Annotated in this window: 27 protein-coding genes and 1 tRNA gene; 6 read left to right on the top strand and 22 right to left on the bottom strand. The window is 66.4% G+C overall.

Features of this window, described 5'->3' with window-relative positions; genetic code table 11:
• Nucleotides 1-65: 65 nt before the first annotated feature.
• From KOF26_RS08065 to KOF26_RS08055, 3 genes are all read right to left on the bottom strand, one after another.
• Nucleotides 66-1061: a site-specific integrase gene (locus tag KOF26_RS08065; RefSeq protein ID WP_253201232.1), complete on the bottom strand. Its 996-nt coding sequence runs from the start codon at nt 1059-1061 to the stop codon at nt 66-68.
• Nucleotides 1058-2116 carry a hypothetical protein gene (locus KOF26_RS08060; RefSeq protein WP_216322876.1) on the bottom strand — a complete coding sequence of 353 codons (1059 nt, stop codon included), beginning with the start codon at nt 2114-2116 and terminating at the stop codon, nt 1058-1060. Before KOF26_RS08060 ends, KOF26_RS08065 begins: the two co-directional genes overlap by 4 nt.
• 286 nt (nt 2117-2402) lie before the next feature.
• Nucleotides 2403-2621 (bottom strand): hypothetical protein, encoded by a 219-nt coding sequence (locus tag KOF26_RS08055; protein WP_216322873.1) that lies wholly within the window; start codon nt 2619-2621, stop codon nt 2403-2405.
• Between the two features lie 146 nt (nt 2622-2767).
• Between KOF26_RS08055 and KOF26_RS08050 the strand changes: the two genes are divergently transcribed.
• Nucleotides 2768-3103 carry a helix-turn-helix domain-containing protein gene (locus KOF26_RS08050; protein ID WP_216322870.1) on the top strand — a complete coding sequence of 112 codons (336 nt, stop codon included), beginning with the start codon at nt 2768-2770 and terminating at the stop codon, nt 3101-3103.
• A gap of 3 nt (nt 3104-3106) precedes the next feature.
• Here KOF26_RS08050 and KOF26_RS08045 read toward each other — a convergent pair whose 3' ends face one another.
• From KOF26_RS08045 to murA, 13 genes are all read right to left on the bottom strand, one after another.
• Nucleotides 3107-3664: a hypothetical protein gene (locus KOF26_RS08045; RefSeq protein ID WP_216322867.1), complete on the bottom strand. Its 558-nt coding sequence runs from the start codon at nt 3662-3664 to the stop codon at nt 3107-3109.
• A gap of 274 nt (nt 3665-3938) precedes the next feature.
• Complete coding sequence (locus KOF26_RS08040; protein ID WP_216322864.1) at nt 3939-4745, bottom strand: hypothetical protein; 807 nt, start codon at nt 4743-4745, stop codon at nt 3939-3941.
• Between the two features lie 197 nt (nt 4746-4942).
• Entirely contained in the window at nt 4943-6547 is a 1605-nt protein-coding gene (locus KOF26_RS08035) for a DUF6538 domain-containing protein (RefSeq protein ID WP_216322862.1), read from the bottom strand.
• Between the two features lie 101 nt (nt 6548-6648).
• Nucleotides 6649-6724, bottom strand: a tRNA-Glu gene (locus KOF26_RS08030).
• Nucleotides 6725-6766: 42 nt separating this feature from the next.
• Nucleotides 6767-8545: a single-stranded-DNA-specific exonuclease RecJ gene (recJ, locus tag KOF26_RS08025; protein ID WP_216322859.1), complete on the bottom strand. Its 1779-nt coding sequence runs from the start codon at nt 8543-8545 to the stop codon at nt 6767-6769.
• Nucleotides 8546-8584: 39 nt separating this feature from the next.
• Nucleotides 8585-9661 (bottom strand): sensor histidine kinase, encoded by a 1077-nt coding sequence (locus KOF26_RS08020; protein ID WP_216322855.1) that lies wholly within the window; start codon nt 9659-9661, stop codon nt 8585-8587.
• Nucleotides 9662-9699: 38 nt separating this feature from the next.
• Nucleotides 9700-10668 (bottom strand): class II fructose-bisphosphatase, encoded by a 969-nt coding sequence (gene glpX / locus KOF26_RS08015; protein WP_216322852.1) that lies wholly within the window; start codon nt 10666-10668, stop codon nt 9700-9702.
• 172 nt (nt 10669-10840) lie between these two features.
• Nucleotides 10841-12133 (bottom strand): homoserine dehydrogenase, encoded by a 1293-nt coding sequence (locus KOF26_RS08010; RefSeq protein WP_216322849.1) that lies wholly within the window; start codon nt 12131-12133, stop codon nt 10841-10843.
• Nucleotides 12134-12253: 120 nt separating this feature from the next.
• On the bottom strand, nt 12254-12802 hold the full coding sequence (locus KOF26_RS08005; RefSeq protein WP_435876841.1) for a glycine zipper 2TM domain-containing protein: 549 nt from the start codon (nt 12800-12802) through the stop codon (nt 12254-12256).
• A gap of 98 nt (nt 12803-12900) precedes the next feature.
• On the bottom strand, nt 12901-13071 hold the full coding sequence (locus KOF26_RS08000) for a (2Fe-2S)-binding protein (protein WP_216322846.1): 171 nt from the start codon (nt 13069-13071) through the stop codon (nt 12901-12903).
• A 224-nt stretch (nt 13072-13295) separates the two neighbouring features.
• Nucleotides 13296-13574, bottom strand: a complete 279-nt coding sequence (locus KOF26_RS07995) for an SWIB/MDM2 domain-containing protein (protein ID WP_216322843.1) — start codon at nt 13572-13574, stop codon at nt 13296-13298.
• Between the two features lie 303 nt (nt 13575-13877).
• A complete protein-coding gene (locus KOF26_RS07990) occupies nt 13878-14264 on the bottom strand; it encodes a DUF167 domain-containing protein (protein ID WP_216322840.1) in 387 nt (128 codons plus the stop codon).
• Nucleotides 14200-15483 (bottom strand): UDP-N-acetylglucosamine 1-carboxyvinyltransferase, encoded by a 1284-nt coding sequence (gene murA, locus KOF26_RS07985; RefSeq protein WP_216322837.1) that lies wholly within the window; start codon nt 15481-15483, stop codon nt 14200-14202. The genes KOF26_RS07990 and murA overlap by 65 nt, the downstream gene beginning before the upstream one ends.
• A 216-nt stretch (nt 15484-15699) precedes the next feature.
• Between murA and KOF26_RS07980 the strand changes: the two genes are divergently transcribed.
• Entirely contained in the window at nt 15700-16404 is a 705-nt protein-coding gene (locus KOF26_RS07980; protein ID WP_216322834.1) for a Crp/Fnr family transcriptional regulator, read from the top strand.
• A 13-nt stretch (nt 16405-16417) separates the two neighbouring features.
• Here the strand turns inward: KOF26_RS07980 and clpS are convergent, their stop codons facing one another.
• The 3 genes from clpS to KOF26_RS07965 form a co-directional block, all read right to left on the bottom strand.
• The gene (gene clpS / locus KOF26_RS07975) at nt 16418-16744 is read right to left on the bottom strand and encodes an ATP-dependent Clp protease adapter ClpS (RefSeq protein ID WP_216323158.1); all 327 of its coding nucleotides are present in this window, start codon (nt 16742-16744) and stop codon (nt 16418-16420) included.
• A 199-nt stretch (nt 16745-16943) separates the two neighbouring features.
• Nucleotides 16944-17402, bottom strand: a complete 459-nt coding sequence (locus KOF26_RS17095; RefSeq protein WP_253201231.1) for a phasin family protein — start codon at nt 17400-17402, stop codon at nt 16944-16946.
• Nucleotides 17403-17812: 410 nt separating this feature from the next.
• Nucleotides 17813-19531: a PHA/PHB synthase family protein gene (locus tag KOF26_RS07965; protein WP_253201271.1), complete on the bottom strand. Its 1719-nt coding sequence runs from the start codon at nt 19529-19531 to the stop codon at nt 17813-17815.
• A 148-nt stretch (nt 19532-19679) separates the two neighbouring features.
• On the opposite strand from KOF26_RS07965, the gene KOF26_RS07960 reads away from it, so the two are divergent.
• From KOF26_RS07960 to bfr, 3 genes are all read left to right on the top strand, one after another.
• Nucleotides 19680-20891 (top strand): LL-diaminopimelate aminotransferase, encoded by a 1212-nt coding sequence (locus KOF26_RS07960; protein WP_216322827.1) that lies wholly within the window; start codon nt 19680-19682, stop codon nt 20889-20891.
• Between the two features lie 182 nt (nt 20892-21073).
• Nucleotides 21074-21379 (top strand): polyhydroxyalkanoic acid system family protein, encoded by a 306-nt coding sequence (locus tag KOF26_RS07955; protein ID WP_216322826.1) that lies wholly within the window; start codon nt 21074-21076, stop codon nt 21377-21379.
• 26 nt (nt 21380-21405) lie between these two features.
• Complete coding sequence (gene bfr / locus KOF26_RS07950) at nt 21406-21891, top strand: bacterioferritin (RefSeq protein ID WP_216322825.1); 486 nt, start codon at nt 21406-21408, stop codon at nt 21889-21891.
• Nucleotides 21892-21939: 48 nt separating this feature from the next.
• Here bfr and KOF26_RS07945 read toward each other — a convergent pair whose 3' ends face one another.
• The 3 genes from KOF26_RS07945 to KOF26_RS07935 are packed head-to-tail and all read right to left on the bottom strand — an operon-like array spanning nt 21940 to nt 24882.
• Nucleotides 21940-22566 carry a YceI family protein gene (locus tag KOF26_RS07945; protein ID WP_216322824.1) on the bottom strand — a complete coding sequence of 209 codons (627 nt, stop codon included), beginning with the start codon at nt 22564-22566 and terminating at the stop codon, nt 21940-21942.
• On the bottom strand, nt 22566-23909 hold the full coding sequence (locus KOF26_RS07940) for a YceI family protein (protein WP_216322823.1): 1344 nt from the start codon (nt 23907-23909) through the stop codon (nt 22566-22568). Before KOF26_RS07940 ends, KOF26_RS07945 begins: the two co-directional genes overlap by 1 nt.
• Nucleotides 23910-23961: 52 nt before the next feature.
• Nucleotides 23962-24882 (bottom strand): ROK family protein, encoded by a 921-nt coding sequence (locus tag KOF26_RS07935; RefSeq protein ID WP_216322822.1) that lies wholly within the window; start codon nt 24880-24882, stop codon nt 23962-23964.
• A 29-nt stretch (nt 24883-24911) separates the two neighbouring features.
• Between KOF26_RS07935 and KOF26_RS07930 the strand changes: the two genes are divergently transcribed.
• On the top strand, nt 24912-26123 hold the full coding sequence (locus tag KOF26_RS07930) for an acyl-CoA dehydrogenase (protein ID WP_216322821.1): 1212 nt from the start codon (nt 24912-24914) through the stop codon (nt 26121-26123).
• Nucleotides 26124-26159: the final 36 nt, after the last annotated feature.

The raw sequence follows: 26159 nt of genomic DNA, 5'->3' as shown, positions 1-26159 counted from the left end.
TTGAAAGTACCAAGGCTTGCGAGGCCCTGTCTCGAGCAATAGCGTCTCGCTTTTGAAGGTGTCGTTCATAATATCGCTCCCGCCGCGTTGTCGGTGAACATATCGCCGTCGCGGATATAGCGGATCAGCATCGCGTCGGAGGCATGGCGGGTCTGCTGCCGTATTTTCCACATGGACGCACCGGCCACGGCGGCGCTGGTCGCGAGGCCCGCGCGTAGGCTGTGGCCGGAGAACGCATCGGGTGCGAAGCCGGCGGCTTCCATCCGCTTCTTGACGATCGTCGAGATCGCCCCGCCGGATAGGCGTCCCTTCGCGATACGTCCGTGTCGATCGATGCTGCGGAAGATCGGCCCCCGTTCGATCCCCGCTAGGGCGAGCCAGTCGGTGAGGTGCTGGACCGGGCACCAGCGCGTCCGTCCAAAGGGGATTGCGATCTTGCGGCCTTGCCCTGCCTGGTCGGTTTTAGAGCGGCGCAGATGGAGCACGACCCCTAGCCGGACATGCTCGATATCCTCGCGGTCCAGTCCGACAAGCTCAGACCGGCGGAACGCACCCGCGAAGCCAATGAGCAAGAGGGCCTTGTCACGAACATCGATTGGGCGACCGCCGATCCGCTCCAGCACCACAAACAGGTCGTCGCGCAGAAGGGCCCGAGCCTCGCGACGCGCCATGCCCTCGGTTCGCCTGATCCCGCGCATCGTAGCCGCCACGATCTCGGCTTTGGTGGGATCGGGGTAACCGCAAGCCCGATGTGCTTTGGCGATGGCGGCGACCCGTCGCTGGATCGTCGTGACGGCATGGGTTGTGGCCATGTCAGCGAGATAGGACGCAAAGGCTTCAGGGGAGCAGGGGATGTGCCCGCCGGAGGCCTTGAAATGCGCCAAATCCGCCGCGTAGGCGCGTTTGGAGTTGGCGGAGAGGGAGTGGGCCAGGAGATGGCGGATTGCCTCTGGAAGTGGGGATGCCGTCCATTCCCGAAATGCGAGCAGGTCGCCCATATAGGCGGGATCGTTCGTGCAATTAATTGCACAACTAGGGTCGAGAGCCTTCTCCGACATCATGCCGCGCTCCCTCCGTTCGCCTGGGCGGCGAAGAGGCGATGGCGGATGACGTTGAGATGATCGAGATTCGCCCGCACCACCTCGACTAGCGGCTCGATGCCCGCGCGTGGGCAGCCAATCTTGAGCATGTCGGTTTCGAGGCCAAGCGCTTCCAGCTCATGCGATCTGCTCCACACCAGGCGGCGCGCGATCGGTGTGGCGTCGGCGTAGAAGGCCGCCATCGCGGCTATGTCTCGCGCGCGGAAATCCGGAACATGCTCGGATAGCACGGCATCGACAGCGACATTCTCATGGATGAAGCGCGCGATCGCCCGCTTACCGAGCCGGGTATGCTTGTCGAACGTCCAAAGAGGAACACCCCGGCAGGACAGTGCGGCTGGCACGCTCACATCTGCGCTCCGACGTTCCTCGTCACCTTCACGCCATAGCGCCCAAAGCAGCGGCAGCATGACGACCATGGGTTCGCGGCTCTTTCGCGCAGCGGTCTCGATGATGGAGGAAAGCGGATGGGGAAGGCCCAGCAGATCGAAGCCGTGAAGCAATAGCGGCAGATTGCTGGGCCGGACCACACGTGGGCCACCGCTATTGACGCCCGAAGCATGCCACGTCGCGATGGCGCGTCGAATGACCGATTGACCCCGGTCAACGGCGGCCGCGATCTGCTCGTCCGTGGACAGCAGCGCGACACTCTCGCGCTCTTGTTCATATTCAGGGTGCTGGATCGCGGCACAAGCCAGATAGTCGCTGGACCGATCCTTCGGAGCCTCTGCCAGACGCCGGGCGAGGTCGGCCGCGACCTCCTCGTCCGTGCCGAAGGGCTTCCGCACAGTGCGGTCGATCCCCACCAGCGTGACATGCTGGACAAGGTCGAGATCAGCGATTCCGACGTCTTCGCACGCGATGATGAGGAAGCGCCCCCAGATGCCGGTGCCGCGCTGGCGATGGAGGGCCTGCGCCGCGCGGACGGCGTGCTCGACCTCCCCCCGGCGGATCGCCTTCTGGAGCAACGAGCTGGCAACCCAAGGGTCGAGGATCGCGGGAATTTCTGATTGCATGGTCTGCCTCCTGTGAGGGAGGTCGAGAACCGAGTGACCCACCATGATCGTTAGCTTCGATAGCGGCGGGGCCAATAGAAATCCGCTATATCGCTCGTTTGGAAACCCACCGCTGATCCCCGCATATTCGGGGTGGCGGTGGAGCGGTCGATCCCCCCGGGAATGCGTCAGCAAGGCGGCTGGGGATGCTGAAATCGACGAGTCCTTCGAAGTGTCTAGAGACGGGGCCCACGCCCATCTGAGACAGGCTAGAGACAGCAGCAGATAGCGATGGCGGTCCGTCTTTTTACTGGCCGAGGCGTCCCGGAATGGGACCCACAACCAGGTCGCACGGCTCCGATCGAATGACGCCTTTGAGATAGATGGCCTCGGCCAGCACGGACAGGATCACCACCAAGATCGCGGCGATGCCTACCAGCCACCTCCGTCTGATTCTCCGGTTGCGGTCATCGGCTTGCAGCTTCCTGCGCAGCTCACGAACAGCGTCTGACAAGGCTTGCTCCATTGTGCGTGGGTTCCCCGCGGGAGCCCCGAAGGAACTTACTTGTGCGTCGAGGAGTTGCAAATAGATTACGATATTCTCCGAAACTAGAATCCACGTCGGTGATGGAGAATCGAATACGCCCCTAACCATGCCTTGGAGGCAGGGGCATGGACGATCTACGCCGCAGGTTCGGAAGGCTGGTCAAAGCGCATCGGGCGCGCTTAGGGCTGACCCAGGAAGCGCTGGCCGAGCGCGCTGGTGCTTCCACCGACATGATTTCGAAAATCGAATCAGGAGCCACGGGCGCGCGGTTCGGTATGATCACCCAGCTTGCCCAGGCCCTAGGCGTAGACCCCGCCGAGCTGTTCACGTCCGAACTGCCGTCCGGCCAGCTTCAGCGGGCTGCCCTCAACGATATCACCATCAGGCTCGCCGGCCTTGGTGATGGTGAGCTGCGGTGGTTGGGGGAGTTGATCGAAGCTGCACTGAGGCCTCGAGCCTAACTCCTATTGAGCTTTCTGCAGATGGATTCGTGCCAGCTCGGTAATAGCCTCTTCCTTGCCTACAAGCCCTCTCCCGCGCTTGCGGGCGTGGCACGCGATCAACGCTGCCTCGACGAGGGCATATTGCTCGGCCGATAGGCGTAGGAGGACGGCGCGGGTCGTAGCCGCCGGGGCAGCGTCGTGGAGGGTGAGGGCGGCTGTGAGCGCGTGCGCTGTCGTTGTCAGGGCGGTCTGAAGTAGGGCCTCTACATCCTCGGGGCTGACCTTCTCCATGCTTTTGACGTGCTGGGCAACGATGCGGAGCTTGGTCCAGCCGATCCGTTCGGCCCGCTCCTCAGGGATGCGGTAGCCGTTGAGAAGCGCACCCACGCTCAGCAGATAGAATAGTGCCCGGAGTTTGATCCCGGCGACTCGTTCCACATCATACAGGACTGAGCGATCCTCCTGATATTCCGCCCACAACGCGAGGGCGAAGGCGTGGAAGCTCTTGGTGGGCTTGGCAGCGAGCGTCAGGGCTTCCTGTTTGAGGGAGGTGATATCGGAAGTGTCTTGGGCTGACATAGGCGCTTCTGCCTGGGGCTGAGCACCCGGACTTAACGCCTGGGTCTTACGGAGGAGTTAAGTGCAATTAATTGCACGAGCTGGTCGCGCGCGTAAATTTCTTCTTTGATATCGTATCTATCGTCTCATCCTTTCCCGAGACCCAGGGCATGGCCTAGGAGCGAAGCGACTAGCCATGCACTGATATGTCCGTTTCTCTCTCCCCGTGGATATATCAGTGTATGGACTAATATAACTGTAAGAACATGGGATAAGAGAAACAGACATTTTTGCGCTATGGGGTGCTTTGGGGCTCCAAGGTGGCTATCTTGGCGTTCAGCCTGGTGCTCTCGATGAGGTCGATTTTCCCTCCCTCTTGCACGATGTCGAGATACGCCTGCAGGGCAATATCAGGGTTGCCGGCGATCGGACCAAGGGTTGGCCAGTGGTAATATTTGTCTTCGATCCGATCCGCGATCTTCGTGTAGGATATGAACTTGTGCCAGCCGTTCCAAGAGGTGAGGCAGGCGATAGTGGGAAAGGCGTCGTCGCCCAGCTTCTTCACACACTGGCGGAGCAAGCCCATTTCGTGGGGCTGCACGTTGTAAGAAATGCGTTTGCCGGCCTTCAGTTTCTCCAGCGCAGGCGCCCATTTTTGAGCGTCCTCGATACGCTTCAGTAGTCGCTTATGGGGTTTGCCAGCGTGCTTCGCTCTGATGGCGTCTGTCGGCCAGATTTGCATCGCTGCCTCGTTGAAGTGCGCCAGTCCGCGGACCCACACGGCGCGGAGCCTGTACATATGATCGGTTTCGCAAGGCTCGGTCCCGAGCTTCAGCAGAATGTGCTTGCCGTCCTCGGACGTTTGCCGATGGATGTAGTGGAACGGTGGTTTCTGAGCATTACGCGCGATCGTCTTTTCATTCACGCCCAGTTGACTGGCGATTCCGCCGAACGTGCTTGAAAGCCAAGTGAAGCCCTCGAACTCATAGTCCGCATGCTCCAATATCAACTCGGCGAGCTTCCGGGCGGTGCGCTTCAGATGCCCTATGACGACAGCGGGCGGCGGGGGTGCAGATTTCTGCACCTTGATTTTGATGGCCACGGTTCTTGCTCCTTTCGAGTTGCGTCGAGAGGGGCGCGGGACGTAGGAATGCTGTTGTAGATCAGCGTCGTCTCGGCGCTCCTGAAAGCTCCCGCCTGGCCGGGCGGGGGCTTTCTCGTTTCAAGCGTGATGCCGTTGCGGGTGTGGCGACGACGCTGGGGCTTGGTTAAGTCAGCCCGCGCCAGAAGCTGGGTCGGCTAGCTCGCTGGCGGCGGGGGTAGTTTCACGCCCACGGGTTTCACTTTTGCCATGCCCTTGACGAGCTGGAACAGAGAATGGCCGTTGCCGTAATGGTCGGCGACGTCCTCTCCGCCGTGGCCCATGATCTGGCGTGCTACGCCCTCAGGCACGCCGCAATGGCGGGACAAATCTTTGAAAGTATGGCGAAAACTGTGGAATACGATGCGCTTGTCAGTAATCTTTATAGTATTACGTAAGTAAAAACTCCACCATTCGCCCCATTTGCTGCCAAATCGCCCGTAAGCTCCTGGCTTGAGCAGGTGGAACAGGCGAGTGTGCTTGGCATCCTGTTGGGCCTTTACAAATGTGAGGAAGCCGAGCGCTTCCAGCACAGGATGCACGGGCACGAGGCGTTCACTGTCCACGGTTTTGACCGTGGTACCGTCCTCACCATCGACCTCGAGAATCTTGATGAACCAGCCCTGCTGGGTCTCACCCTCACCGTCGATATAGGCACGTTGGGCCACGTCATGGGGGCGAAGCTGGGCCATCTCCTCCAGACGGGCTCCGCTGAACAACGCCAGCAGGGGAAGCCAGTAAGCGGCTTCCCCGCGTCCACGAAGGGGGCGTTCGCCATCCGCATGAACGGAGCCGGCGAATATCGCATTGAGGTCGTCGGAGCCGAAGGGCTGGCGTTTGTCCTTGGACTTCTTGGGCACCTTGATTGTGATCCCCTTTGCGGGGTTGGCGGCAAGGTGGCCGTTTTCGGTGGCCCAGCTCAGCACGGTGCTAAGGCGTCCCAGCCGGGTCTTGATGTTCGCGGGGCTTTGGGCGCGGGCTATCAGGGCTGCCTTATAGGTCAGCACATCATCCCGTGTGATCGCCCCCACCGCCTTGGTGCCGGTGTGAGCAAGAAACTTGCGGGCTTCGCTCCGATGGCTGTCTATCGACTTCTGGGAGGGGCGGCGCTCTGCCGCCCAGGCGTCCACGATGTCGGTGTCGAGTACGGCCGTGCTGGTCGGAGCAGGGGCCTGTGCGGGATCAAAGAGGACGTCGTGGAAGGCTTTGCCGTTATCGTCTCTGAGTCGTCCGATGCGACGCCGGGCGACTTCCACCAGGCCCCGCCGCACGACTTCAGCGAACTGGGCGATCAGCGCGGCGTCGGTCAGGTCCACGCCGTTAGCGTGAGCGATGCGGTCGGCAGCTAGCGATACGAGTTCGTCCTGGCGTGGATCGGCGGCATTGGTCAGGATTCCGAGTTCAATTTGGGCATCCTCCAACCTCCCCGCTAATTTTTGCTCGCTATCGGCTGGAGCCAGCGCCAGGCGCTCCGACGCCTTACGATCCATCGTCTCCACGGTTTCGCGCACATAGCCCGTCAGAGTATCCAGCGACACGCCAGCACGGCCCGAGCCGGGCCTGATGCCTTTTTCCGCAGCTCGGAACATCGCATCCGCGCGAGCATCTTCAACGACGCGGCGGCGACGCGCTTCCTTGGGGCTGTCGGTGCCCAGCGCCTTCCGAATGAATTTCTTGCCTACTATGTCGACGAGGTCGAGCGGGACGCGGCGGTGATAGTGGAAGGTATCCCCGCGCTTCAAAAGCCGGTGCATGTCAGCCATCTTTTCCATGCCTCTTTGTATCACAAAATTGTGACCCACAGGCACTTATAACTGACTGAAAACCGCCACTTTGGCCCAATCTCTGGGCTTTCGGCGAGCTTTGGTGACCCCAACGGGACTCGAACCCGTGTTTTCGCCGTGAAAGGGCGACGTCCTAGACCGCTAGACGATGGGGCCGTCGCGGTGAAGCCAGCCGCTTAGGGGAGGCGCGGCGCCCGGTCAACCGCAGCCATCGGCGAACGCCGCATCGTCGATATGGAGCTCGGCAGCCTCGCGGCCGGTCCATTCGTCGCGTCGTGCGCGGCCGGCCAGCCACAGCCAGCGTCCCGGCCCGGCGCCGAGCAACGCCTGGCCCAGCGCCGTGTCGCGCTGGCGGAAGGCGACCGCCTTCAGGCTGCGTCCGTCGGCGCCGGTGGCGACGACGCGTACATGCCCGTCGCCGACCGTGTCGGCACGGGTCAGCCGCACCCGGCCCGCCGCCACCCGCGGCGCCGGCCAGCCCGCGCCATAGGGCCCGCCCGCATCCAGCGCGTCGACCAGCGCGCCGGTCACGCCGCCCGGCGCTACCACCGCGTCGAAGGACAAGGCGCGATCTTGCCGCGCGCGCCCCACCGCGTCTGACAGCCGCGCCTCGAGGCACGCGCCGAGCGCCTCCAGCCGATCCGCCGCCACCGTCAGCCCCGCCGCCATGGCGTGTCCGCCACCGGCGACGAGATGGCCCTCGTCCTTCGCCGCCAGCACCGCCGCGCCGAGATCGACGCCGCTGATCGAGCGGCCCGAACCCTTGCCGGTGCCGCCCTCCATCGCCACCACTAACGCCGGCCGGCCGAACCGCTCCTTGAGGCGCCCGGCGACGATGCCGATCACGCCCGGGTGCCAGCCGGCGCCCGCGACGAGGATGACGGCGCGATTGTCCTGGCGCAGCGCCTGCTCGACCGCGGCCTCGCTCACCGCCTGCTCGATGGCGCGCCGCTCGCGGTTGAGGGCGTCCAGCTCCGCCGCGATCGCCGCAGCCTCGTCCTCGTCATCGGTGGTGAGCAGGCGCACGCCGAGATCGGCGCGGCCGACGCGACCGCCGGCGTTGATGCGCGGTCCGAGCGCGAAACCAAGATCGCTCGCGGTGGCGACGCGCTTGAGGCCGGCGGCACGGGCCAGCGCCACGAGGCCGATATTGCCGCCCTTGTCCATCACCTTCAGACCCTGGGTGACGAACGCGCGGTTGAGCCCACGCAGCGCCGCGACATCGGCGACCGTGCCCAGCGCCACCAGATCGAGCAGCGGCAGCAGGCTCGGCTCCGGCCTGTCGGCGAAGCGGCCGCGCCGGCGCAGCTCGCGCAACAGCGCCGCGCCGAGCAGAAAGGCGACGCCGACCGCGGCGAGATGGCCATGGGCGGCCCCCTCGGCGCTCTCGTCCAGCCGGTTGGGGTTGACGATCGCCACCGCGTCCGGGAGCGCCGTCGCGCATTTGTGATGATCGACGACGATGACGTCGAGGCCCACGCCCTTTGCCTCAGCCAGCGCTTCGAAGGCCTGCGCGCCGCAGTCGACGGTGACGACCAGCCGCGCCCCCTCCTGAGCCAGCCGAACCAGCGCCGCGCCGGACGGGCCATAGCCCTCCATCAGCCGATCCGGGATATAGGCGCGGGGGGCGGCGCCGAGTTCGCGCAGCAGGCGGATGAGCAGGGCCGCGGAGGTGGCGCCGTCGACGTCATAGTCGCCGAACACCGCGATGGCCTCGCCTGCGTCGATCGCATCGGCCAGACGGGCTGCGGCGCAGTCCATGTCGCGGAACCGGGAAGGATCGGGCATGAAGCCGCGCAGCGTCGGCTGACGGTGCAGGCCGAGGGCGTCGCGCGCGCAGCCGCGGGCGATCAGCAGCCGGTCGATCAGTTCGTCGGGCGCGAAGCCGTCGTCACTGTCCGCCGCCGGCCCGCGCCAGCGCCACGCCTGGCCGAGCACGGATCGCGTCACGCCGCAAATGGGGGGAGGGCCTTGCATCCCCCCTTCCTAACAGCCCGGGGGCCGAGGGGGAATCGCTCAGTCGGCGCGTTTGGCCGGCAAGGTCAGCACGGCGCGAAATCCGCGCTCGCCCGGCCCCGCGACCAGCGCGCCTTCGGTCCCGTAGAGCGCTTCCAGCCGGCGCCGCACATTGGTGAGGCCGGTGGCGGTGCCTTGCGCGTCGGGGCTGCCATTATTGGCGATGGCGTCGTCCTCGACGCTGAGGATCAGCTTGCCCGCGTCGACCAGCGCCCCGATGCGGATCGTCACCGGCTCGCGCGATCGCGACACGCCATATTTCACCGCATTCTCGACCAGTGGCTGGAGGAGGAAATTCGGCACCAGCATCTCCGAGGCCTCGGGCACGCTGTCGATGACGACGACCAGCCGCTCGCCGAAGCGGACGGATTCGATGTCGAGATAATCCTCGAGCAGCGCCAGTTCCTCCTCCACCGCCACCAGTTCGTTGGGATCGGCGTCAAGCGAGGCGCGCAGGAAGGCGCAAAGCTTTTCGGTCATCGCCTCGGCTTCGTGGTTGCGGCGGGTGACGATCATCGCCGAGATGGCGTTGAGCGTGTTGAACAGGAAATGCGGATTGAGCTGGAAGCGCAGCGCAGCGAGCTGCGCCTGCTGTGCGGCGGAGCGGGCGCGAACGAGATCGCGTTCCTGTTCGGCCGTGCGGATGCGCGACAAGGACAGGTTGAACAGCGCCACGTTGACGCCATAGGCGCAGACATAATTGTAGATGGCGCTGTAGAAACGGCTGAGATCCTGCGGCACTTCCGCCCAGCTGGGCTTGAAGTTCGACGCCACGAAGCGGGTGAACTGGAAATCCAGGATGGTCTGGAACACCGACACCCCGGCCACCGAGGCGGCGATGACGACCGCCCGCTGCCACGTCGCCCAGTCCTGGGTGGCGCGGAAGATGGCGAACAAAGGCATCGCCAGCACCATCGACAGGAACACGGTCGAGAAATCGAGTGCGATCGAGGTCCAGTCGTCGTTGAGATGGCGTTCGACCAGAATCGGCAGGAAAGTCAGCCCGACGAACAGCCACAGGGCCACCGTGAGCATCACGGCCCGTCGCCAATAAATATCGAGCAGAGGCATTTTCATCGGTCCGCCCGCCACTCCTCTGCCGGGCCTATCGGCGTTCAGCCACCCTTGCGATGCTCGCCCTTCACCCAGCGCACCGTGCCGGAGGAGGCGCGCATCACCACGCTCTCCGTCGTCATCAGCCCGCCGGCGCGACGCTTGACGCCGGCCAGCAGCGATCCGTCGGTGACGCCGGTGGCGGCGAAGATCGCGTCGCCCTTCACCAGGTCCTTCAGGCGATAGATGCGGTCGAGATCGGTCACGCCCCATTTGCGGGCGCGGGCCTTCTCGTCATCGTTGCGGAACAGCAGCCGGCCCTGGAACTGGCCGCCGACGCAGGTCAGCGCCGCGGCCGCCAGCACGCCCTCGGGTGCGCCGCCGGAGCCCATATACATGTCGATGGTGGTGTCCGGATCGGTCACCGCGATGACGCCCGCGACATCGCCGTCCGGGATCAGCGCGATGCCGCAGCCGACGCCGCGCAGCTCGGCGATCAGCCGGTCATGGCGCGGGCGATCGAGCACGCAGACGATGATCTCGTCCGGACGGACGCCCTTGGCCTTGGCCAGCGCGGTGACATTCTCGGTCGGGGTGCGATCGAGGGAGACGATATCCTCGGCATAGCCCGGCCCCACCGCCAGCTTGTCCATATAGACGTCCGGCGCGTTGAGCAGCCCGCCTTCCTCGGCGATGGCGAGCACGGCGAGCGCGTTCGGCCCCGACTTGGCGGTGATGGTGGTGCCCTCGAGTGGATCGAGCGCGATGTCGATCCTCGGGCCGGTGCCGCGGCCGACCTTCTCGCCGATGAACAGCATCGGCGCCTCGTCGCGCTCGCCTTCGCCGATGACGACCGTGCCGTCGAACTCGAGCTCGTTGAAGGCCTCGCGCATCGCCTCGACGGCGGCGGCGTCGGCGGCCTTCTCGTCGCCGCGGCCGGTGAGCCGGGAGGCAGCGATCGCCGCCGCCTCGGTGACGCGCACCATCTCCAGGACGAGCACCCGGTCCAGCGCGCTACTCGGCTTCACCATATTCCTGCCACCCTCATAAGCTGTTTGGGCCAGCGCATAGGCTGGCGGGATTTGGATGTCGAGAAGCCTTCCCGACATGCCCGTCGCGAATTCCGGCGCTTTGGTCGGGTTTATCGGCCTTCGTGATTCGTTTCGCGGATGGCGACGCCGGTTCAGCGGTGCCGAACCGGGGTCAAAGATCCAGAATGTGCATCAGCATCGGCCGCGCCGTCAGGCTCTGCGATCCGCGCAGCCGTTCCAGCGCGTCGGCGACGCAGCGCTCAGGCCCCTCATGGGTGACCATGACGAGCTGCACCGCCCCGTCCACCGCGGCGCCCCGCTGGATGACGCTTTCGATCGAGACGTTGGCGTCGCGCATTGCCGCGGTGATCTCGGCGAGCACCCCGGGCCGGTCCGCCACGGTGAAACGCAGATAGGCGCGGCCACGACGCTCGCCGGCCTGGGCGATTTCCGGCGCGGCGAGGCTCGCCACGGGCATGGCGAAGGCCGGCCCGCCCTCGCCGCGGGCAATGTCGATGAGGTCGGCGACGACGGCGCTCGCGGTCGGCCCCTCGCCGGCGCCGCGTCCCTCGAAGAACAGCCGCCCGACGAAATTGCCTTCCGCGACGATGGCGTTGAGCGACGAGGTGACATGGGCCAGCGGATGGGTGACCGGCACCAGGCAGGGGTGGACCCGCTGAAACAAACCGCCCGGGCCGGCCTCGCCGACGCCGACCAGCCGCACGCGGAAGCCGAGCGCCTGCGCCTCGGCGATGTCGATGGCGAGCACATCGCGGATGCCGGTGATCGCCACCGCGCCGAAATCAATGCGCGTGCCAAAGGCCAGGCTGGCGAGGATCGACAGCTTGTGCGCGGCGTCGACGCCGTCGATATCGAAGGAGGGATCGGCCTCGGCATAGCCGAGCCGCTGGGCGTCGGCGAGCACTTCGGCGAAATCGCGGCCCTCGGCCTCCATCGTCGTCAGGATGAAGTTACAGGTGCCGTTGAGGATGCCGTAGACCCGGCTGATCTCATTGGCCGCCGCACCCTCGCGCAGCCCCTTGATCACCGGGATGCCGCCGGCCACCGCCGCCTCATATTTGAAGGCGATGCCGGCCTCCTCGGCAGCCTCGGCAAGCTCAAGCCCATGATGAGCGATCATCGCCTTGTTGGCGGTGACGAAGGCCTTGCCCGAGGCGATGGCGGCGCGCGCGAGCGTCAGCGCCGGCCCGTCCGATCCGCCGATCAGCTCCACCACCGCATCGACATCGGCGCGGCTGGCGAGGGAGGCGGTGTCGTCCGTCCAATCGAAGCGGCTGAGGTCGACGCCGCGGTCGCGCGCCCGGTCGCGTGCCGAAACGGCGACGATCTCGATGCCGCGCCCGGCGCGCCGCTTGATGAGGGTGCGGTTCGCGTCGATCAGCTTGATCACGCCCGCGCCGACCGTGCCCAGCCCCGCCAGCGCGACGCGCAGTGCTTCACCCATCAAAAATCCCCTTCGCCTATGCCGATTTGCGCTGGCACAGGCGGAGGGGATCAATCAAGCCCGGTGGCATATTCGCTCAGATCACCGAGAGGCAAAATCCTCTTTGGGAGAGGAGCATTCCTATCGGCATTTGACGCCGCCGCGGTCCACCTCCCGGCCGAGCAGCGCGCCGCCGCCCGCACCGAGCACGGTGCCGAGCGTCGAGGAGCGCCCGTTGTCGAGCGCATTGCCGAGCACGCCGCCGAGCACCCCGCCGAGAATGAGCCCGGTCGTGCCGTCATCCCGGCGGCAATAATAACGCCCGTCCCCGCCGCGATAGATGCGGTCGTTCCGGCTCAGCGTGCGCGTCCGGTAATAGCGGCCGTCGCGATAATAGCGTTCGGCGTAATAGCCGTTCGACCCCGGTTCGCGGCGGTTCCAGTCATAATCGCGGTAGCGACGCCAGTCGCGGCGTTGCGACTGCCGCAGATCCTGTCGTGCCTCACGCACGTCGCGGCGCTGTTCGCGTACGTCGCGCCGGGAACCATAGGCCTGGGCCTCGCGCAGTTCGCGCTGCTCCTGGCGCAGATCGCGGGCGGCATCGCGCGTCTGATAGGATTGGGCGCCGGCGGCTGTCACCAGCGACCCGGCAAGCAAGGCGATCATCCCCGTGAAGACCATCCGTCTCATCTTTTCCCTCCATATCCGGGGTAACGATGCAGGGCCAATGCGCGGCGGCGCGCAAAGGTTGCTTGTCCGGACCGTGGGAGGTGTCGCCGGCGGCGGGCTCAGGCCGCGGCGCGCTCGGCGGAGATGATTTCGCGGGCGAAGGGCACACACTGGCCGCACTGGGGGCGCCGGCCGAGCGTGGCATAAGCCTGACAGGGGCTCTCCGCTCCGGCGCGCGCGGCTGCCCGCACGTCCTTCTCACGGATTGCATTGCACACGCAGACAACCATCGACTCGACGTCCCCGCTGGTGATGGCGGAGAAGTAGCGATACTGAGACTAACTCGCAATAGCTTTCTGACGAGGCTGGCCTCGCATCGCCGGATGTCGCGGGACAGCCAGAATGGCCCCCACCGGATACGTGCGCCCGGGTACCCCGATTCGCCGGGCGTTCGCATCGGGATCGCCGGCGGCGGACCCTGGATCAGGCCCGCGCGACATGCCGGCGGCCGGAGTTACTTCACGTGCGCGGAAACGTGCTTGTTCATCTCGAACATGCTGACCTGCTTCTTGCCGAAGATCTTCTCGAGCTTGGCGTCGGCGTTGATCTGGCGCTTGTCCTTGCTGTCCTGCAGGTTGTTTTTCTTGATATATTCCCACAGCTTGCTGACGATTTCGCTGCGCGGCATCGCGCCGGCCCCGACGATCGCGCCGAGATCGGCCGACGGCGTCACCGGCTTGTGGATGCCGCCGGTCTTGGCGGCCGCAGGCTTCTTCGTAGCTTCCTTAGCCATGAACTTCCCTCCGTATTCTGGCGGTCGCGGACGGCTCGCGGGCCACCATCTGTTCATCGACGTGCCGGCGGTTCCGCCCCCTCAGGCATCGTCGTCCGTTGCCGTTCTATATTGCGACATTTCCTGTCGCGCAGCCACTTTATGCTTCGGGTGTGCAAACGGGATATCATGAATCTCGCCCGCTATGGCGGCTTTAGGGCAGTTGTGCCCGGTTACGAGTCGTTCGCGAGAGTCTTCACAAGGTCCCGGATGCCTCCCCATCCGTTCCGCACCAGTAATCAACGGTGGCGCGAAAAGGTTGCATCAATTCTCGTTCAGCCAGCTGGCGATACGACGCGTCAGCATGGCCGAATCCCCTGCCAGCAGGAGCAGCTTGGCGCGCCCTGTCTCACCGGACAGGATGGTGACGGCGCGCGGCGGGATATCCAGGCTTTTCGCGACGAAGCGGATCAGCGCCTTGTTGGCCGCCCCCTCGACGGCCGGGGCCGCAACGCGCAGGCGGACGACCAGCCGTCCGTCCGCCGCCTCCGCCACGCCCTCCACCGCATCGCGCCCGGCGCGCGGCGTCAGCCGCACGGCCAGCCGCAGCCCGTCGGGATGCGGCGATACCGGGAGGCGCGCGGGATCAGCCGTCGGACTGGCGCTCGATATCGGCGCCGACGGCGGAAAGCTTCTCCTCAAGCCGCTCATAGCCGCGGTCAAGATGATAGACGCGGTTGACCTGCGTTTCGTCCCCGGCGGCAAGGCCCGCCAGCACCAGCGACATAGACGCGCGCAAATCCGTCGCCATCACCGGCGCGCCGACCAGCCGCTCGACGCCGCGCACCACCGCCGAGCGCCCGCGCACCTGGATGTCCGCGCCCATCCGCGCCAGCTCCGGCACATGCATGTAGCGATTCTCGAAGATCGTCTCGGTGAGCACGCTGGCCCCGTCGGCCAGCGTCAGCATGGCCATGAACTGGGCCTGCATGTCGGTGGGGAAGGCGGGGAAGGGCGCCGTGGAAATGTTGACCGGCTTGAGCCGCCCGTCCGCGCTGACGCGGATGCCGCCGGCCTCGGTTTCGACGATCAGTCCGGCGTCGCCGAGCCCGGCGAGCACGGCGGCCATGTCCTCTTCCCGCGCGCCGGCGAGCAGCAGTGAGCCGCCGGTGATGCCAGCCGCGCAGGCGTAGCTGCCGGCCTCGATCCGGTCCGGCATCACCATGTAGGTGGCGCCGTGGAGCCGCGGCTTGCCCTGCACCACGAGGCGCGAGGAGCCGATACCGTCGATCTCCGCTCCCATCGCCACCAGGCAGCGGCAAAGGTCGACGATCTCGGGCTCGCAGGCGGCGTTGTCGATCCGCGTCTCGCCGTTGGCAAGGGCGGCCGCCATCAGCGCATTTTCGGTGGCGCCGACGGAGACGATCGGGAAGACGATATGGCCGCCCTTGAGGCCGCCGTCCGGCGCGGTGGCGCGAACATAGCCAGCGGCGATCTCGATGACCGCGCCCAGCGCTTCCAGCGCGCGCAAATGGAGATCGATCGGGCGATTGCCGATCGCGCAGCCGCCGGGCAGCGACACCGTCGCCTCACCGGCCCGCGCCAGCAGCGGCCCGAGCACCAGGATCGAGGCGCGCATCTTGCGCACGATGTCATAGGGGGCGACGGTGGAGCTGAGCCGCGCGGCATGGATCGTCATCGTCCGCCCGAACGCCGACGGATGGGTGCCGGCGATGGCGGTGGAGGCGCCGAACTGGTTGAGCAGGTGGCCGAAGCTTTCGACGTCCGCCAGGCGCGGCAGGTTTTCGAGCGTCAGCGGCTCATCGGTCAGCAACGCGCAGGGCATCAGCGTCAGCGCTGCGTTCTTGGCTCCGGAAATCGGCACGTCGCCGGACAGGCGGTTTCCACCGCGGATGATGATGCGATCCATGGGGCCGCTTCTATCGGCTCGCCGACGCCGCGCAAGGTGGCCCCGGTCCGGTGCGCGGCGGAACGCCTCGGCCTCGCCACGGGATATTCGTCTATCTGATCCAGATTAAAGCGAAATCTCCGGGCGTTGCGTAGGAAGACGCCCCGCCCGCTGGGGGGGCGCAGAGGGGGTGTTCGTTTGCCTGACGGGGCGCTGGCCGAACGGCTGGCTCGATATATGAAGCTGACCGCCGGGGAGCGGGACGTCCTGCGCGTGCTGGAAAGCCAGCGGCGTACCGTTTCGCGCGGCACCATGCTTCGTCGCGAACGCGACCCGGCGGACGGCATGTGGGTATTGCAGTCCGGCTGGGCGGCGAGCGCGCTGGGCATGCCGGACGGCAGCCGCCAGATCACCAAGGTCCATCTTCCGGGCGATGTCGTCGGCACCCCGGGCGGCGCGCTGAATGGCGGGGTGGAGACGGTATCGATGCTGACCAGCGGTATCGTCAGCCCGTTCCCGCGCAGCGTGCTGACCACCGTGTTCCGCGATCATCAGCGGCTGGCCGCCCTGTTCTTCGTGCTCGTCCAGGTCGAGCGGGTGTCGCTTTCGGATCGGATCGCCTCGATCGGGCGGACGGATGCGCGCGCCCGGGTGGCGGCGTTGCTGCTCGATCTCACTCACCGGCTGCGCCTGACGAATCCGGCGATGGAGGACCGGCTGTCGCTGCCGATGACGCAGGAGGATATCGGCGATACGGTCGGCCTCACCGCGGTGCACGTGAACCGGATGATGCGGGCGCTTGCCGATGACGGGCTGATCGCGCGCGGGCCGGGATCGATCCGCCTGCTCGACGAGCCGGGGCTGGCCCGGATCTCAGGCTATATCAGCCGTTGGTCGAGCCCCGACACGAGCTGGCTGCCGGAGCCCCCGGAGGACGCCTGAGCGCGCAGGCCGGTCAGGCCTTCTCCAGCGTGCATTGGAGCGGGTGCTGGTTCTGCCGGGCGAAATCGACGACCTGGCTGACCTTCGTCTCGGCCACCTCGTAGCTGAAGATCCCGCACACTCCGACGCCCTTCTGGTGGACGTGGAGCATGACCCGCGTCGCATCCTCCAGGCTCATCCGGAAGAAGCGCTGCAGGCACAGCACGACGAATTCCATCGGCGTGTAATCGTCGTTCAGCATCAGCACCTTGTAAGGTGTCGGCTTCTTCGTGCGGGTGCGCGTGCGGGTGGCGACGCCGAGTTCGGTGTCGCCCGACTCGCCATCACGCGGGCCGGCCATGCCGACCACGGAAAATTCATCGGCGGAAGTCGCGTCCGACAGCATCAAATCCAGTCTCCGGAAAGCCGAGGATATGGCAAGCGACGGCGGCGGGGCAAGAGGCTGGATCACTTGGGGAAAACGCATCGCCACGAAAATGGCCGCGCCGACGATGCCGGCGCGGCCATTTTTGGATCGGTTTCCCGACGCCGGGCATGCCTTAGAGCGAGGTGGCCTTCACCTTCTCGGCGGCGACGGCGAAGCGCGAGGACAGCGGCTGGGCGATTTCGCCGGCCAGCTTCACCAGCTTCTCCGACACGCGCGAGCTTTCGGCGACCATCGCGTCGAACGCGGCGCGGGCATAATCGCTGTGCAGCTGCAGCAGCTCGGTCGGGGACTTGGCGGCCGCGAGGCTCTTGAAGGTGGCGGTGGCCTGCTCGAGATTCTTCTTGCCGAAGGCGGCGGCGTCCTGGCCCAGCGTCTCGGCGGCCGAGGCCGCAACCTTCGAGGAGGCGATCACCGCCTCGATATTGCCCTTCGTGAAGTCGCCCAGTTCCTCATAGAATTTGGCGCTCTTCTCCAGCGCCGCCTTGGTGCGGCCCTGAACGTCGGTGAACGCGGTCTGAAACTTCTCGGCGGTGTTCTCGGCGGTGAAGGTCGGATTGGGCGTGGTGGCCATTTTGGAGATTCCTTCGGCTGCGATTTGCTTGACTGGCTGGGGCTTCACAACGGCTTTGGCGGGTTCGGCGACCGGCGCGGCCGGGCTGGCCGCGGCCGGGACGACCGGCTTGCGCACCGGCGTGGCCATCTTGGACTTTACCGCCGCCTTGGCGACGGGAGCCGGGACGACCGGGGCCGGGACGGGCTTTGCCGCGACCGGCGCGGGCGTCGGCGACTCGGGTAGCGCCTTCGCCCCCGCAGGGGCCGGGGCGGGCTTGGTCTCAGCGGCAGGCTTCGCCGCGAGAATCCTGGGCTTTTTGGGATCCAGCATGCACAACTCCGCTGATGTTGCATTGCACAATATGCAATCCCGGCGGCGTTTGCAAGTAGTTTTTTGTGCGTTGCAACATGCCTGTCACACGGCTCGTCTCACCGCATGCGTACATATCGCCCGGGGGCCGGTTCGATCGCCTTGAGCCTGCCCTTGCCGGGGATGCGCGCGCGCTTCGCGGGCACCTCCTCCCCCGACAGCGGCAGCAGCCACGCCAGCCAGTCCGGCCACCAGCTCCCCTTGGTTTCGCTGGCGCCGCGCAGGAACGCGTCGAAGCTGCGCACCTTTCGGTCGTTCGTCCAATATTGATATTTGCCGGCGGATGGCGGGTTCACGACGCCGGCGATATGGCCCGATCCGGCCAGCACGAAGCGCAGCGGCCCGGCGAAATGCTCGGTGATCTTCCACACGCTCTCGGCGGGCGCGATGTGATCCTCGCGGCCGGCCTGGACATAGGCCGGCGTCCGAACGCGGCTGATGTCGATCGGCGTGCCGTCGACGGTCACGGCGCCCGGCTTGATCAGCTTGTTGTCGCGATAGAGATCGGTGAGATAGGCGAGGTGCCAGGCGGCCGGCAGGTTGGTGGTATCCCCGTTCCAGTGGAGCAGGTCAAAGGCGGGATAATCCTCCCCCAACAGGTAATTGTTGACGACATAGTTCCAGATCAGGTCGCGCCCGCGCAGCAGGTTGAAGGTCAGCGCCATGTAGCGGCCGTCGGTATAGCCATTCTCCGCCGACAGCTGGCGGATCATGTCGAGCTGCGCGTCGTCGACGAACAGCTTGAGATCGCCGGCCTGTGCGAAATCGACCTGCGCGGTGAAGAAGGTGGCCGATGCCACCTTGTCCGCCTGCCCACGCGCCTCGAGCAGCGCGAGCGTGGTGGCGAGCGTGGTGCCGGCGACGCAATAGCCGATCGCGTGCACCGCCTCGACGCCGAGCCCTTCGCGCACCGTGTCGATGGCGTCGATCTGCGCCTTCACATAATCGTCAAGCACCACCCCCGCCATGTCGGCGTCGGCCGATTTCCAGGAAACCACGAACACGGTTAGCCCCTGTTCGACCGCCCAGCGGATGAAGCTTTTCGCCGGGTTGAGATCGAGGATGTAGAAGCGGTTGATCCAGGGCGGAAAGATGATCAGCGGGACGGTGCGCACCTTCGGCGTCGTCGGATCATATTGGATGAGCTGGTAGAGCGGCGTTTCGTGGACGACCTGGCCGGGCGTGGTGGCGATGTTGCGGCCGAGTTCGAACGCGCCCTCGGCGACATGGCTGAGCTGGCCGCGCTCAAGGTCGCCGAGCATGTGCTCGAGGCCCTTCAACAGATTCTCGCCGCCGGTCTCCAGCGTGCGGGCGATGACCTGGGGGTTGGTGCCGGCGAAATTGCTCGGGCTCATCGCGTCGACGAAGGCGCGGGTGGCGAAGCGGATCTGCTCGCGCTGTTGCGGGTCGAGCCCGTCGAGCGTGTCGACGCCCTTCAGCATATGCTCGGCGATCAGCTCGTAGCTCTGGCGGATCATCGCGAACAGCGGATGGCCCTGCCATTCCGGCGCGGCGAACCGCCGGTCCGCGGGCCTGTCTGGCGCCGCCGCTGCCGCCGCGGCCGGATCGAGGAAACGCTGCCACAGCGCGATGCTCTCCGCCCAGAAGCTTTCCTGGCTGCGCGCGAACGCCGCCGGGTCCGGGGTGGGGAGGGCGGGCATCGCCGGCATCGCCAGCTTGTCCGTCGCCAGCGTGCCCGGCGTGGCGCCAAGCCCCTTCAGCCCGAATTCCAGCATCTTCTGCTGCATGCGCCCGATCAGCCATGTCCAGTGCTGCATCTGGGCGAGGTCGGGAAGCGGCCATTCGGCAGCCTTGTCCGTCCTGGCCCCATTTTCTTCGGCCACGCTGCTCTCCGCTGACATTGCTGCCTCAAAAGGTCTATAGCCGTCTCGGCGCGAGCCATCCACCACCCTGGAAGGGAGAACAATGTCCACCGATTTCTACCGCATCCGCAGGCTGCCCCCTTACGTCATCGCCGAAGTCAACGGCATGCGGGCAGCGGCGCGCGCGGCAGGGGAGGACATCATCGACCTCGGAATGGGCAATCCGGACCTGCCACCGCCGCCGCACATCATCGAGAAGCTGGCGGAAGTCGCCGCCAATCCATCCGCCCATGGCTATTCGGCATCGAAGGGCATTCCCGGCCTGCGCAAGGCCCAGGCCGGCTATTACAAACGCCGCTTCGGGGTCGACCTCGATCCGGAAAGCGAGGTCGTCGTCACGCTCGGCTCCAAGGAGGGGCTCGCCAATCTCGCCCAGGCGATCACCGCGCCGGGCGACGTCGTGCTGGCGCCAAACCCGAGCTATCCGATCCACACCTTCGGCTTCATCATCGCCGGCGCCACGATCCGCTCGGTGCCGACGACCCCGGACGAGCGCTATTTCGAAAGCCTCGAGCGGGCGATGCGGTTCACCGTGCCGAAGCCGTCGGTGCTGGTGATGGGCTATCCCTCCAATCCGACTGCCGAGACGGTCGATCTCGCTTTCTACGAGCGGGTCGTCGCCTTTGCGAAGGAACATGGGCTGTGGGTGCTCTCCGATCTCGCCTATTCGGAGATTTATTTCGACGACCAGCCGACGCCATCCATCCTGCAGGTGCCAGGGGCGAAGGACGTGGCGGTGGAATTCACCTCCATGTCGAAGACCTACTCGATGGCCGGCTGGCGCATCGGCTTCGCGGTCGGCAACAAGACGCTGATCGCGGCGCTGACGCGGGTCAAATCCTATCTCGATTATGGCGCCTTCACGCCGATCCAGGCAGCGGCCGTCGCCGCCATCAACGGCCCACAGGACATCGTCGAGCAGAACCGCCAGCTCTACAAGCGGCGCCGCGACGTGCTCGTCGAGAGCTTCGGGCGCGCCGGCTGGGAAATCCCGCCGCCGCGCGCCTCGATGTTCGCCTGGGCGCCGCTGCCGCCGGCGCTCGCCCATCTCGGCAGCCTCGAATTCTCCAAGCAGCTGCTTACCCATGCCGGCGTCGCGGTGGCGCCGGGCGTCGGCTATGGCGAGGAAGGCGAGGGCTTCGTCCGCATCGCCATGGTCGAGAATGAACAGCGCATCCGCCAGGCGGCGCGCAATGTGAAGCGCTATCTCCAGTCGATGGGCGTCAACACGCCGGCGCGGGGGCTGGCCGGCTGATCCGATCCCCGTCCGGGCACGGCGCCGCCGGCCCGGACGGGACATCCTCTGATGATTGCCATATGCAATAACGGCGTCATTTATCCGCTGTATTTAAGAGTGACTTGCAGCGCCCTGCGATAATCGGTCGCAGATCAGGAAATGCTTGCAAATCGCCCACGCATGACTCATCCACTTGCGTCATGAGCGGCCCTATTCACGTCGATATCCCGCACCAGCTCGGCAAGGAGGGCGCGCGTGCCCGGCTGTCCGCCAATGCGCACAAGCTGGCCCGCCACGTGCCCGGCGGCATGGCCGAGGTGACCACCGGGTGGGAGGGCGATCGCATGACGATCACTGTCGCCGCCATGGGCCAGACCGTCACCGCCTATGCCGATGTCCGGGAGGACGTGGTGCATGCCGAGATCATGCTGCCCTTCCTGCTCTCGATGTTCGAGGCGCCGATCGCCGCCGCCATCCGCAGCGAGGGGCCGAAGCTCCTCACCTGAGTCCAATTTCTCTCGGAGAACATGCCATGAAGGGCGACGAGAAGGTCATCGAATATCTCAACATCTGCCTGAAGAACGAGCTGACGGCGATCAACCAGTATTTCCTGCACTATCGCATGCTCGACCATTGGGGCGTGCAGCGTCTCGCCAAGTTCGAATATGGCGAATCCATCGACGAAATGAAGCATGCCGACCGCCTGGCCGAGCGCATCCTGTTCCTGGATGGCTTGCCCAATTTCCAGCTGCTCGGCCGGCTGCGCGTCGGCGAGACGGTGGAGGAGGTGCTCAAGGCCGATCTCGCGCTCGAGGAGGAGGCGATCCCCGCGCTGCGCGAGGGCATCGGCCATTGCGAGACCGTGAAGGATTATGTGACCCGCGAGCTGTTCGTCTCGATCCTCGAAAACGAGGAGGAGCATGTCGATTATCTGGAGCGCCAGTTCGACATGATCCGGCTGATGGGCATCCAGAACTACGTCCAGCTCCAGTCCAAGCCGGCCGACGCGGAGCGATAAGCGGACGTCGGAAAAGCCCTCTCCCCGATGAGAGAGGGCTTGGTCGGATCAGCCCGCGGCAGGCGCCGGCTTGTTGAACTCGATATCGAGCAGCAGCTCGACCTCGTCGCCGATCGGGCCGAGGCGCGAGGTGTAGCCGAACTCCGAACGCTTGAACTTCGTCGTGCCGGAGAAACCGACGACCGAGGCGTTGCGCGCCCCCTTGCCGGCGCCGACCATGCGTGCGTCGACGACGATCGGCTTGGTCACCCCCATGAAGGTGAAGTTGCCGGTGATCTTGCCGGTGGTCGGTCCGGTGCGCTGGATCGAGGTGGAGGTGAAGGTCGCCGTCGGATATTTGGCGACGTTGAGGAAGGTGTCGCCGATCAGCTCGTCCGCGAAGCCGGCGATCGGCGTCTGGATCGACTTGACGTCGACCGTGACGTTGACCTTCGAAGCCTGCGGCTGGGCAGGATTCCAGTCCAGCGAGCCGGACACCGTGCCGAAGCGGAAGGTGCTGAGCGAGGAGCCGCCGCCATGGCCGATGCGCGCGATCACCGAGGCGTGGCGGCCGTCGACATTATAGGTTCCGGCGGGCGCGGCGGCGGGATCCTGGCTCACCTGCGCGATCGCGACGGCGGGGAGCGCAGCCATCGCCGGGGCGAGGGCGAGCAGAAGGGCGGCACGAAGGGTCATTATTTGCTCCTTGCGGTGGTTATCGGTTGCGGCGCGTCGGCGGTGATGCGGACGTTGACGGTGACGAGCGCGGGCACATCGTCGGTTGACGCCCATTCGCCCTGGCCGACGCCGAAGCTGGTCCGGTCGATCTTCACCTCCCCCGTCATGCGAGCCGTCTTGCCTGTTATGGCAAGCGTGAAGGGCAGCACAAGCGGCCGCGCCACGCCGCGCAGGTCGAGCGTGCCGCGCGCTTCATAGCGCTCGCCGCCTAGATGGCGGAAATCGCTGGCTGTGAAGGTCGCCCGGGGATGCGCCTTGACGGCGAACCAGTCATCCTCGGGCAGCGAGCTTTCCGTGTCGGTGACGCCGGTGTGCGCCGAGGCCATGTCGATCGTCACCTTCACCGATGATCCGGCGAGCGCGTCGGGATGGAAGCTGATCGTGGCATCCCAGCGATCGAAGCGCCCGTCGATCGGCCCGCCCGACCAATGCGAGGCGAAGCCGAGCGACGAGCGGGCGCGGTTGACCGTCCACTTCACCGGCGCGGCCGGGCCGGCGACGGCGGCGGGCGGCGGCGCGGCCAGCGGCTCGGCTGCCGGCGGTGCAGCAGCGGGCGTCACGGCCGGAGCGGCAGGTGCCGGTTCAGGCGCGCGGGTTACCGCCGCCTCGGCCGGCGGCGGCGCCCCCAGCGGGATCGGTTTCAGATGGATGCGGTTGCCGATGGCTACCAGCGCCAGCGCGATGCCGATCGCCGAGATCGTGATCGAGGCCAGCGCTCCGCGATCCGGCGTTCCCCTGCCGAAGATCGGCACCATCCGCGCCATATCCCCGCCGCGATCGACGAACTGGTGCTTCAACGCGCCCAGCACGTGCAGCGCGACCAGCGCATAGGCGAGCCACGCGAGGGCGTGATGGCCGAAGCCGGCGGCTCCCTCGACGCGCGCCTTGCTGACCGCGTCCAGCGTCGCCACGGCCGGCACGTGCGGCCACGGCCACAGCCCGTAAAGCACGGTCGGGATCGCTGTACGGCTCGCCGAAACGAGCAGCCAGCCGGTCAGCGGCATGCCGATCAGCAGCACGTAGAACAGCACATGCACCGTATGCGCCAGCCCGCGTTCCCAGGGATGCAGTGTCGGCGGGAATGGCGGCGGGCGGCGGGTGAGCCGCCACGCCAGCCGCAGCAGCGTCAGCATCAGCACGGTGATGCCGATCGACTTGTGGAGCTGATAGACGGCATAGGTTTCCGGCCCGCGCGGCCCATCCATTCGCCAGCCGAGGCCGATTTCGAACAACAACAGGGCGGCGATGAGCCAGTGCAGCGCGATGGCGACGCTGGAATAACGAAGATGGCGCACGGTCATATCGGTCTCGGCCTGCCTTATCCCCTCACCCTAGCCCGACAGCCGGACAAGCTTATGTCATTACAGACATATCCGTCATTGTCCGACTGGCCAGCAGATAGGCGCCGACCAGCCCCGACGGCTCGACACAGGCGGGCGGCGTGATCAGTCGCGTCACCGCCGCGTGCCCATCCAGTTGTGCGATATAGCCGCCGAGAAGTTCATGGGTGCGCCTCCGGATCGGCTCGATCAGCGCACCGCCGCTCATCACACCGCCGCCGAGGATGATTCGCTCCGGCGCCACCGTGAAGACCAGATTGGCGCAGAGCTGAGCCAGATAATCCGCCTCCACGGTCCAGAAATCATGATCCGGTGGCAGTCTGTCCCCTTGCGCGCCCCAGGCGGCGAGCACCGCCGGCCCGCTCGCCAGCCCCTCCAGGCAATCGCCGTGAAACGGACAAATGCCGGCGAAGTCGGCCTGCGCCGGATGGCGGCGGATCAGCATATGCCCGCCCTCGGGATGGCCGAGGCCGTGCACCGGCCGGCCTTCCAGCACCAGCCCGACGCCGATGCCGGTGCCGACCGTGACATAGGCGAGGCTGGCGAGCGGCCGGCCCGCCGCCGCCGCCTCGGCCAGCGCCGCGGCATTGACGTCGGTGTCGATCCCGGCCGGCACGCCGAGCATCGCCCGCACCCGCCCCAGCAGGTCGGCGCCGGCCCAGCCCGGCTTTGGGGTGTGGAGGATGCGGCCATAATCCGCGGCCCGGGGATCGACGCCGAGCGGCCCGAAACTGCCGATGCCGGCCGCCGCGATCGGGCCATGCCGGGCCGAGGCTTCGGCGAAGAAGGCGGCGACATCGGCGAACGTCGCCTCCGGATCGCGAGTCGGCATGGTCCGCGTCGCCAGCGAGGGGCCGCCCGAGGCGGGCGCCACCCCGCAGACGAACTTGGTGCCGCCTGCCTCGATCCCTGCCAAAAGCCGTGTCTCGCCCATCGCTCATCATTGCCCCGATCGGGGGCGGGATGCCAAGATGGCCCGCGAAGGAGACAGAGACCGTGCCCCAGCCCCCGTTCGATTGGGAAGACCCGCTGCTCCTCGACGAACAGCTCACCGACGAGGAGCGGATGATCCGCGCCACGGCGCGCGATTATGCCCGCTCGGCGCTGCTGCCGCGCATCGTCACCGCCAACCGCGAGGAGCGGTTCGACCGCGAGATCATGGCCGAGATGGGCGCGCTCGGCCTGCTCGGCGCGACGCTCCCTGCCGAGGAGGGCGGGGTCGGGGCGAGCCACGTCGCCTATGGCCTGATCGCGCGCGAGGTGGAGCAGGTCGACAGCGGCTATCGCTCGGCGATGAGCGTCCAGTCGTCGCTCGTCATGCACCCGATCCACGCCTATGGCAGCGACGCGCAGCGGCGGAAATATCTGCCCGGCCTGGCGGCGGGCGAGCTGGTCGGCTGCTTCGGCCTCACCGAGCCGAACCATGGCTCCGATCCCGAGGGGATGGAGACGCGCGCGGAGCGCGACGGCGCCGGCTATCGCCTCACCGGGACCAAGACGTGGATCACCAACGCCCCCATCGCCGACATCGCCATCGTCTGGGCCAGGCTGGACGGCGTCATCCGCGGCTTCATCGTCGAGGCGGGCACCCCCGGCTTCTCGGCACCGAAGATCGAGGGCAAATTATCGCTGCGCGCGTCGGTCACCGGCGAGCTGGTGATGGACGGGGTCCGCATCGGCGGGGATGCGCTGCTGCCCGGCGCGAAAGGGCTGGCGGGGCCGTTCGGCTGCCTCAACAAGGCGCGCTACGGCATCGCCTGGGGGGCGCTCGGCGCGGCGGAGTTCTGCTGGCACGCGGCGCGGCGCTATGCGCTGGAGCGCCAGCAGTTCGGCCGGCCGCTCGCCGCCAATCAGCTCGTCCAGCGCAAGCTGGTCGACATGCAGACCGAGATCGCGCTCGGCCTGCAGGCATGCCTGCGCGTCGGCCGACTGATCGACGAGGGACGTTGCCCGGTCGCCGACATCTCGCTGATCAAGCGCAACAGTTGCGGCAAGGCGCTGGCCATCGCCCGCGACGCGCGGGACATTCATGGCGGCAACGGCATCTCCGACGAATATCACGTCATGCGCCACATGGTGAACCTGGAGACGGTCAACACCTATGAGGGCACCTACGACATCCACACGCTGATCCTGGGCCGCGCCCAGACCGGGATCGCGGCGTTCGCGAACTGAACGGCATCGGTTCGCTCCGGCGAGGCTGCGGCTCGC

The organism is Sphingomonas quercus (genome assembly GCF_018863195.1).
In the GTDB taxonomy this organism is placed as follows: Bacteria; Pseudomonadota; Alphaproteobacteria; order Sphingomonadales; family Sphingomonadaceae; genus Solisphingomonas; species Solisphingomonas quercus.
The sequence above is the reverse complement of the archived record's forward strand: the minus strand, read 5'-3'. Positions and strand labels throughout refer to the sequence as shown.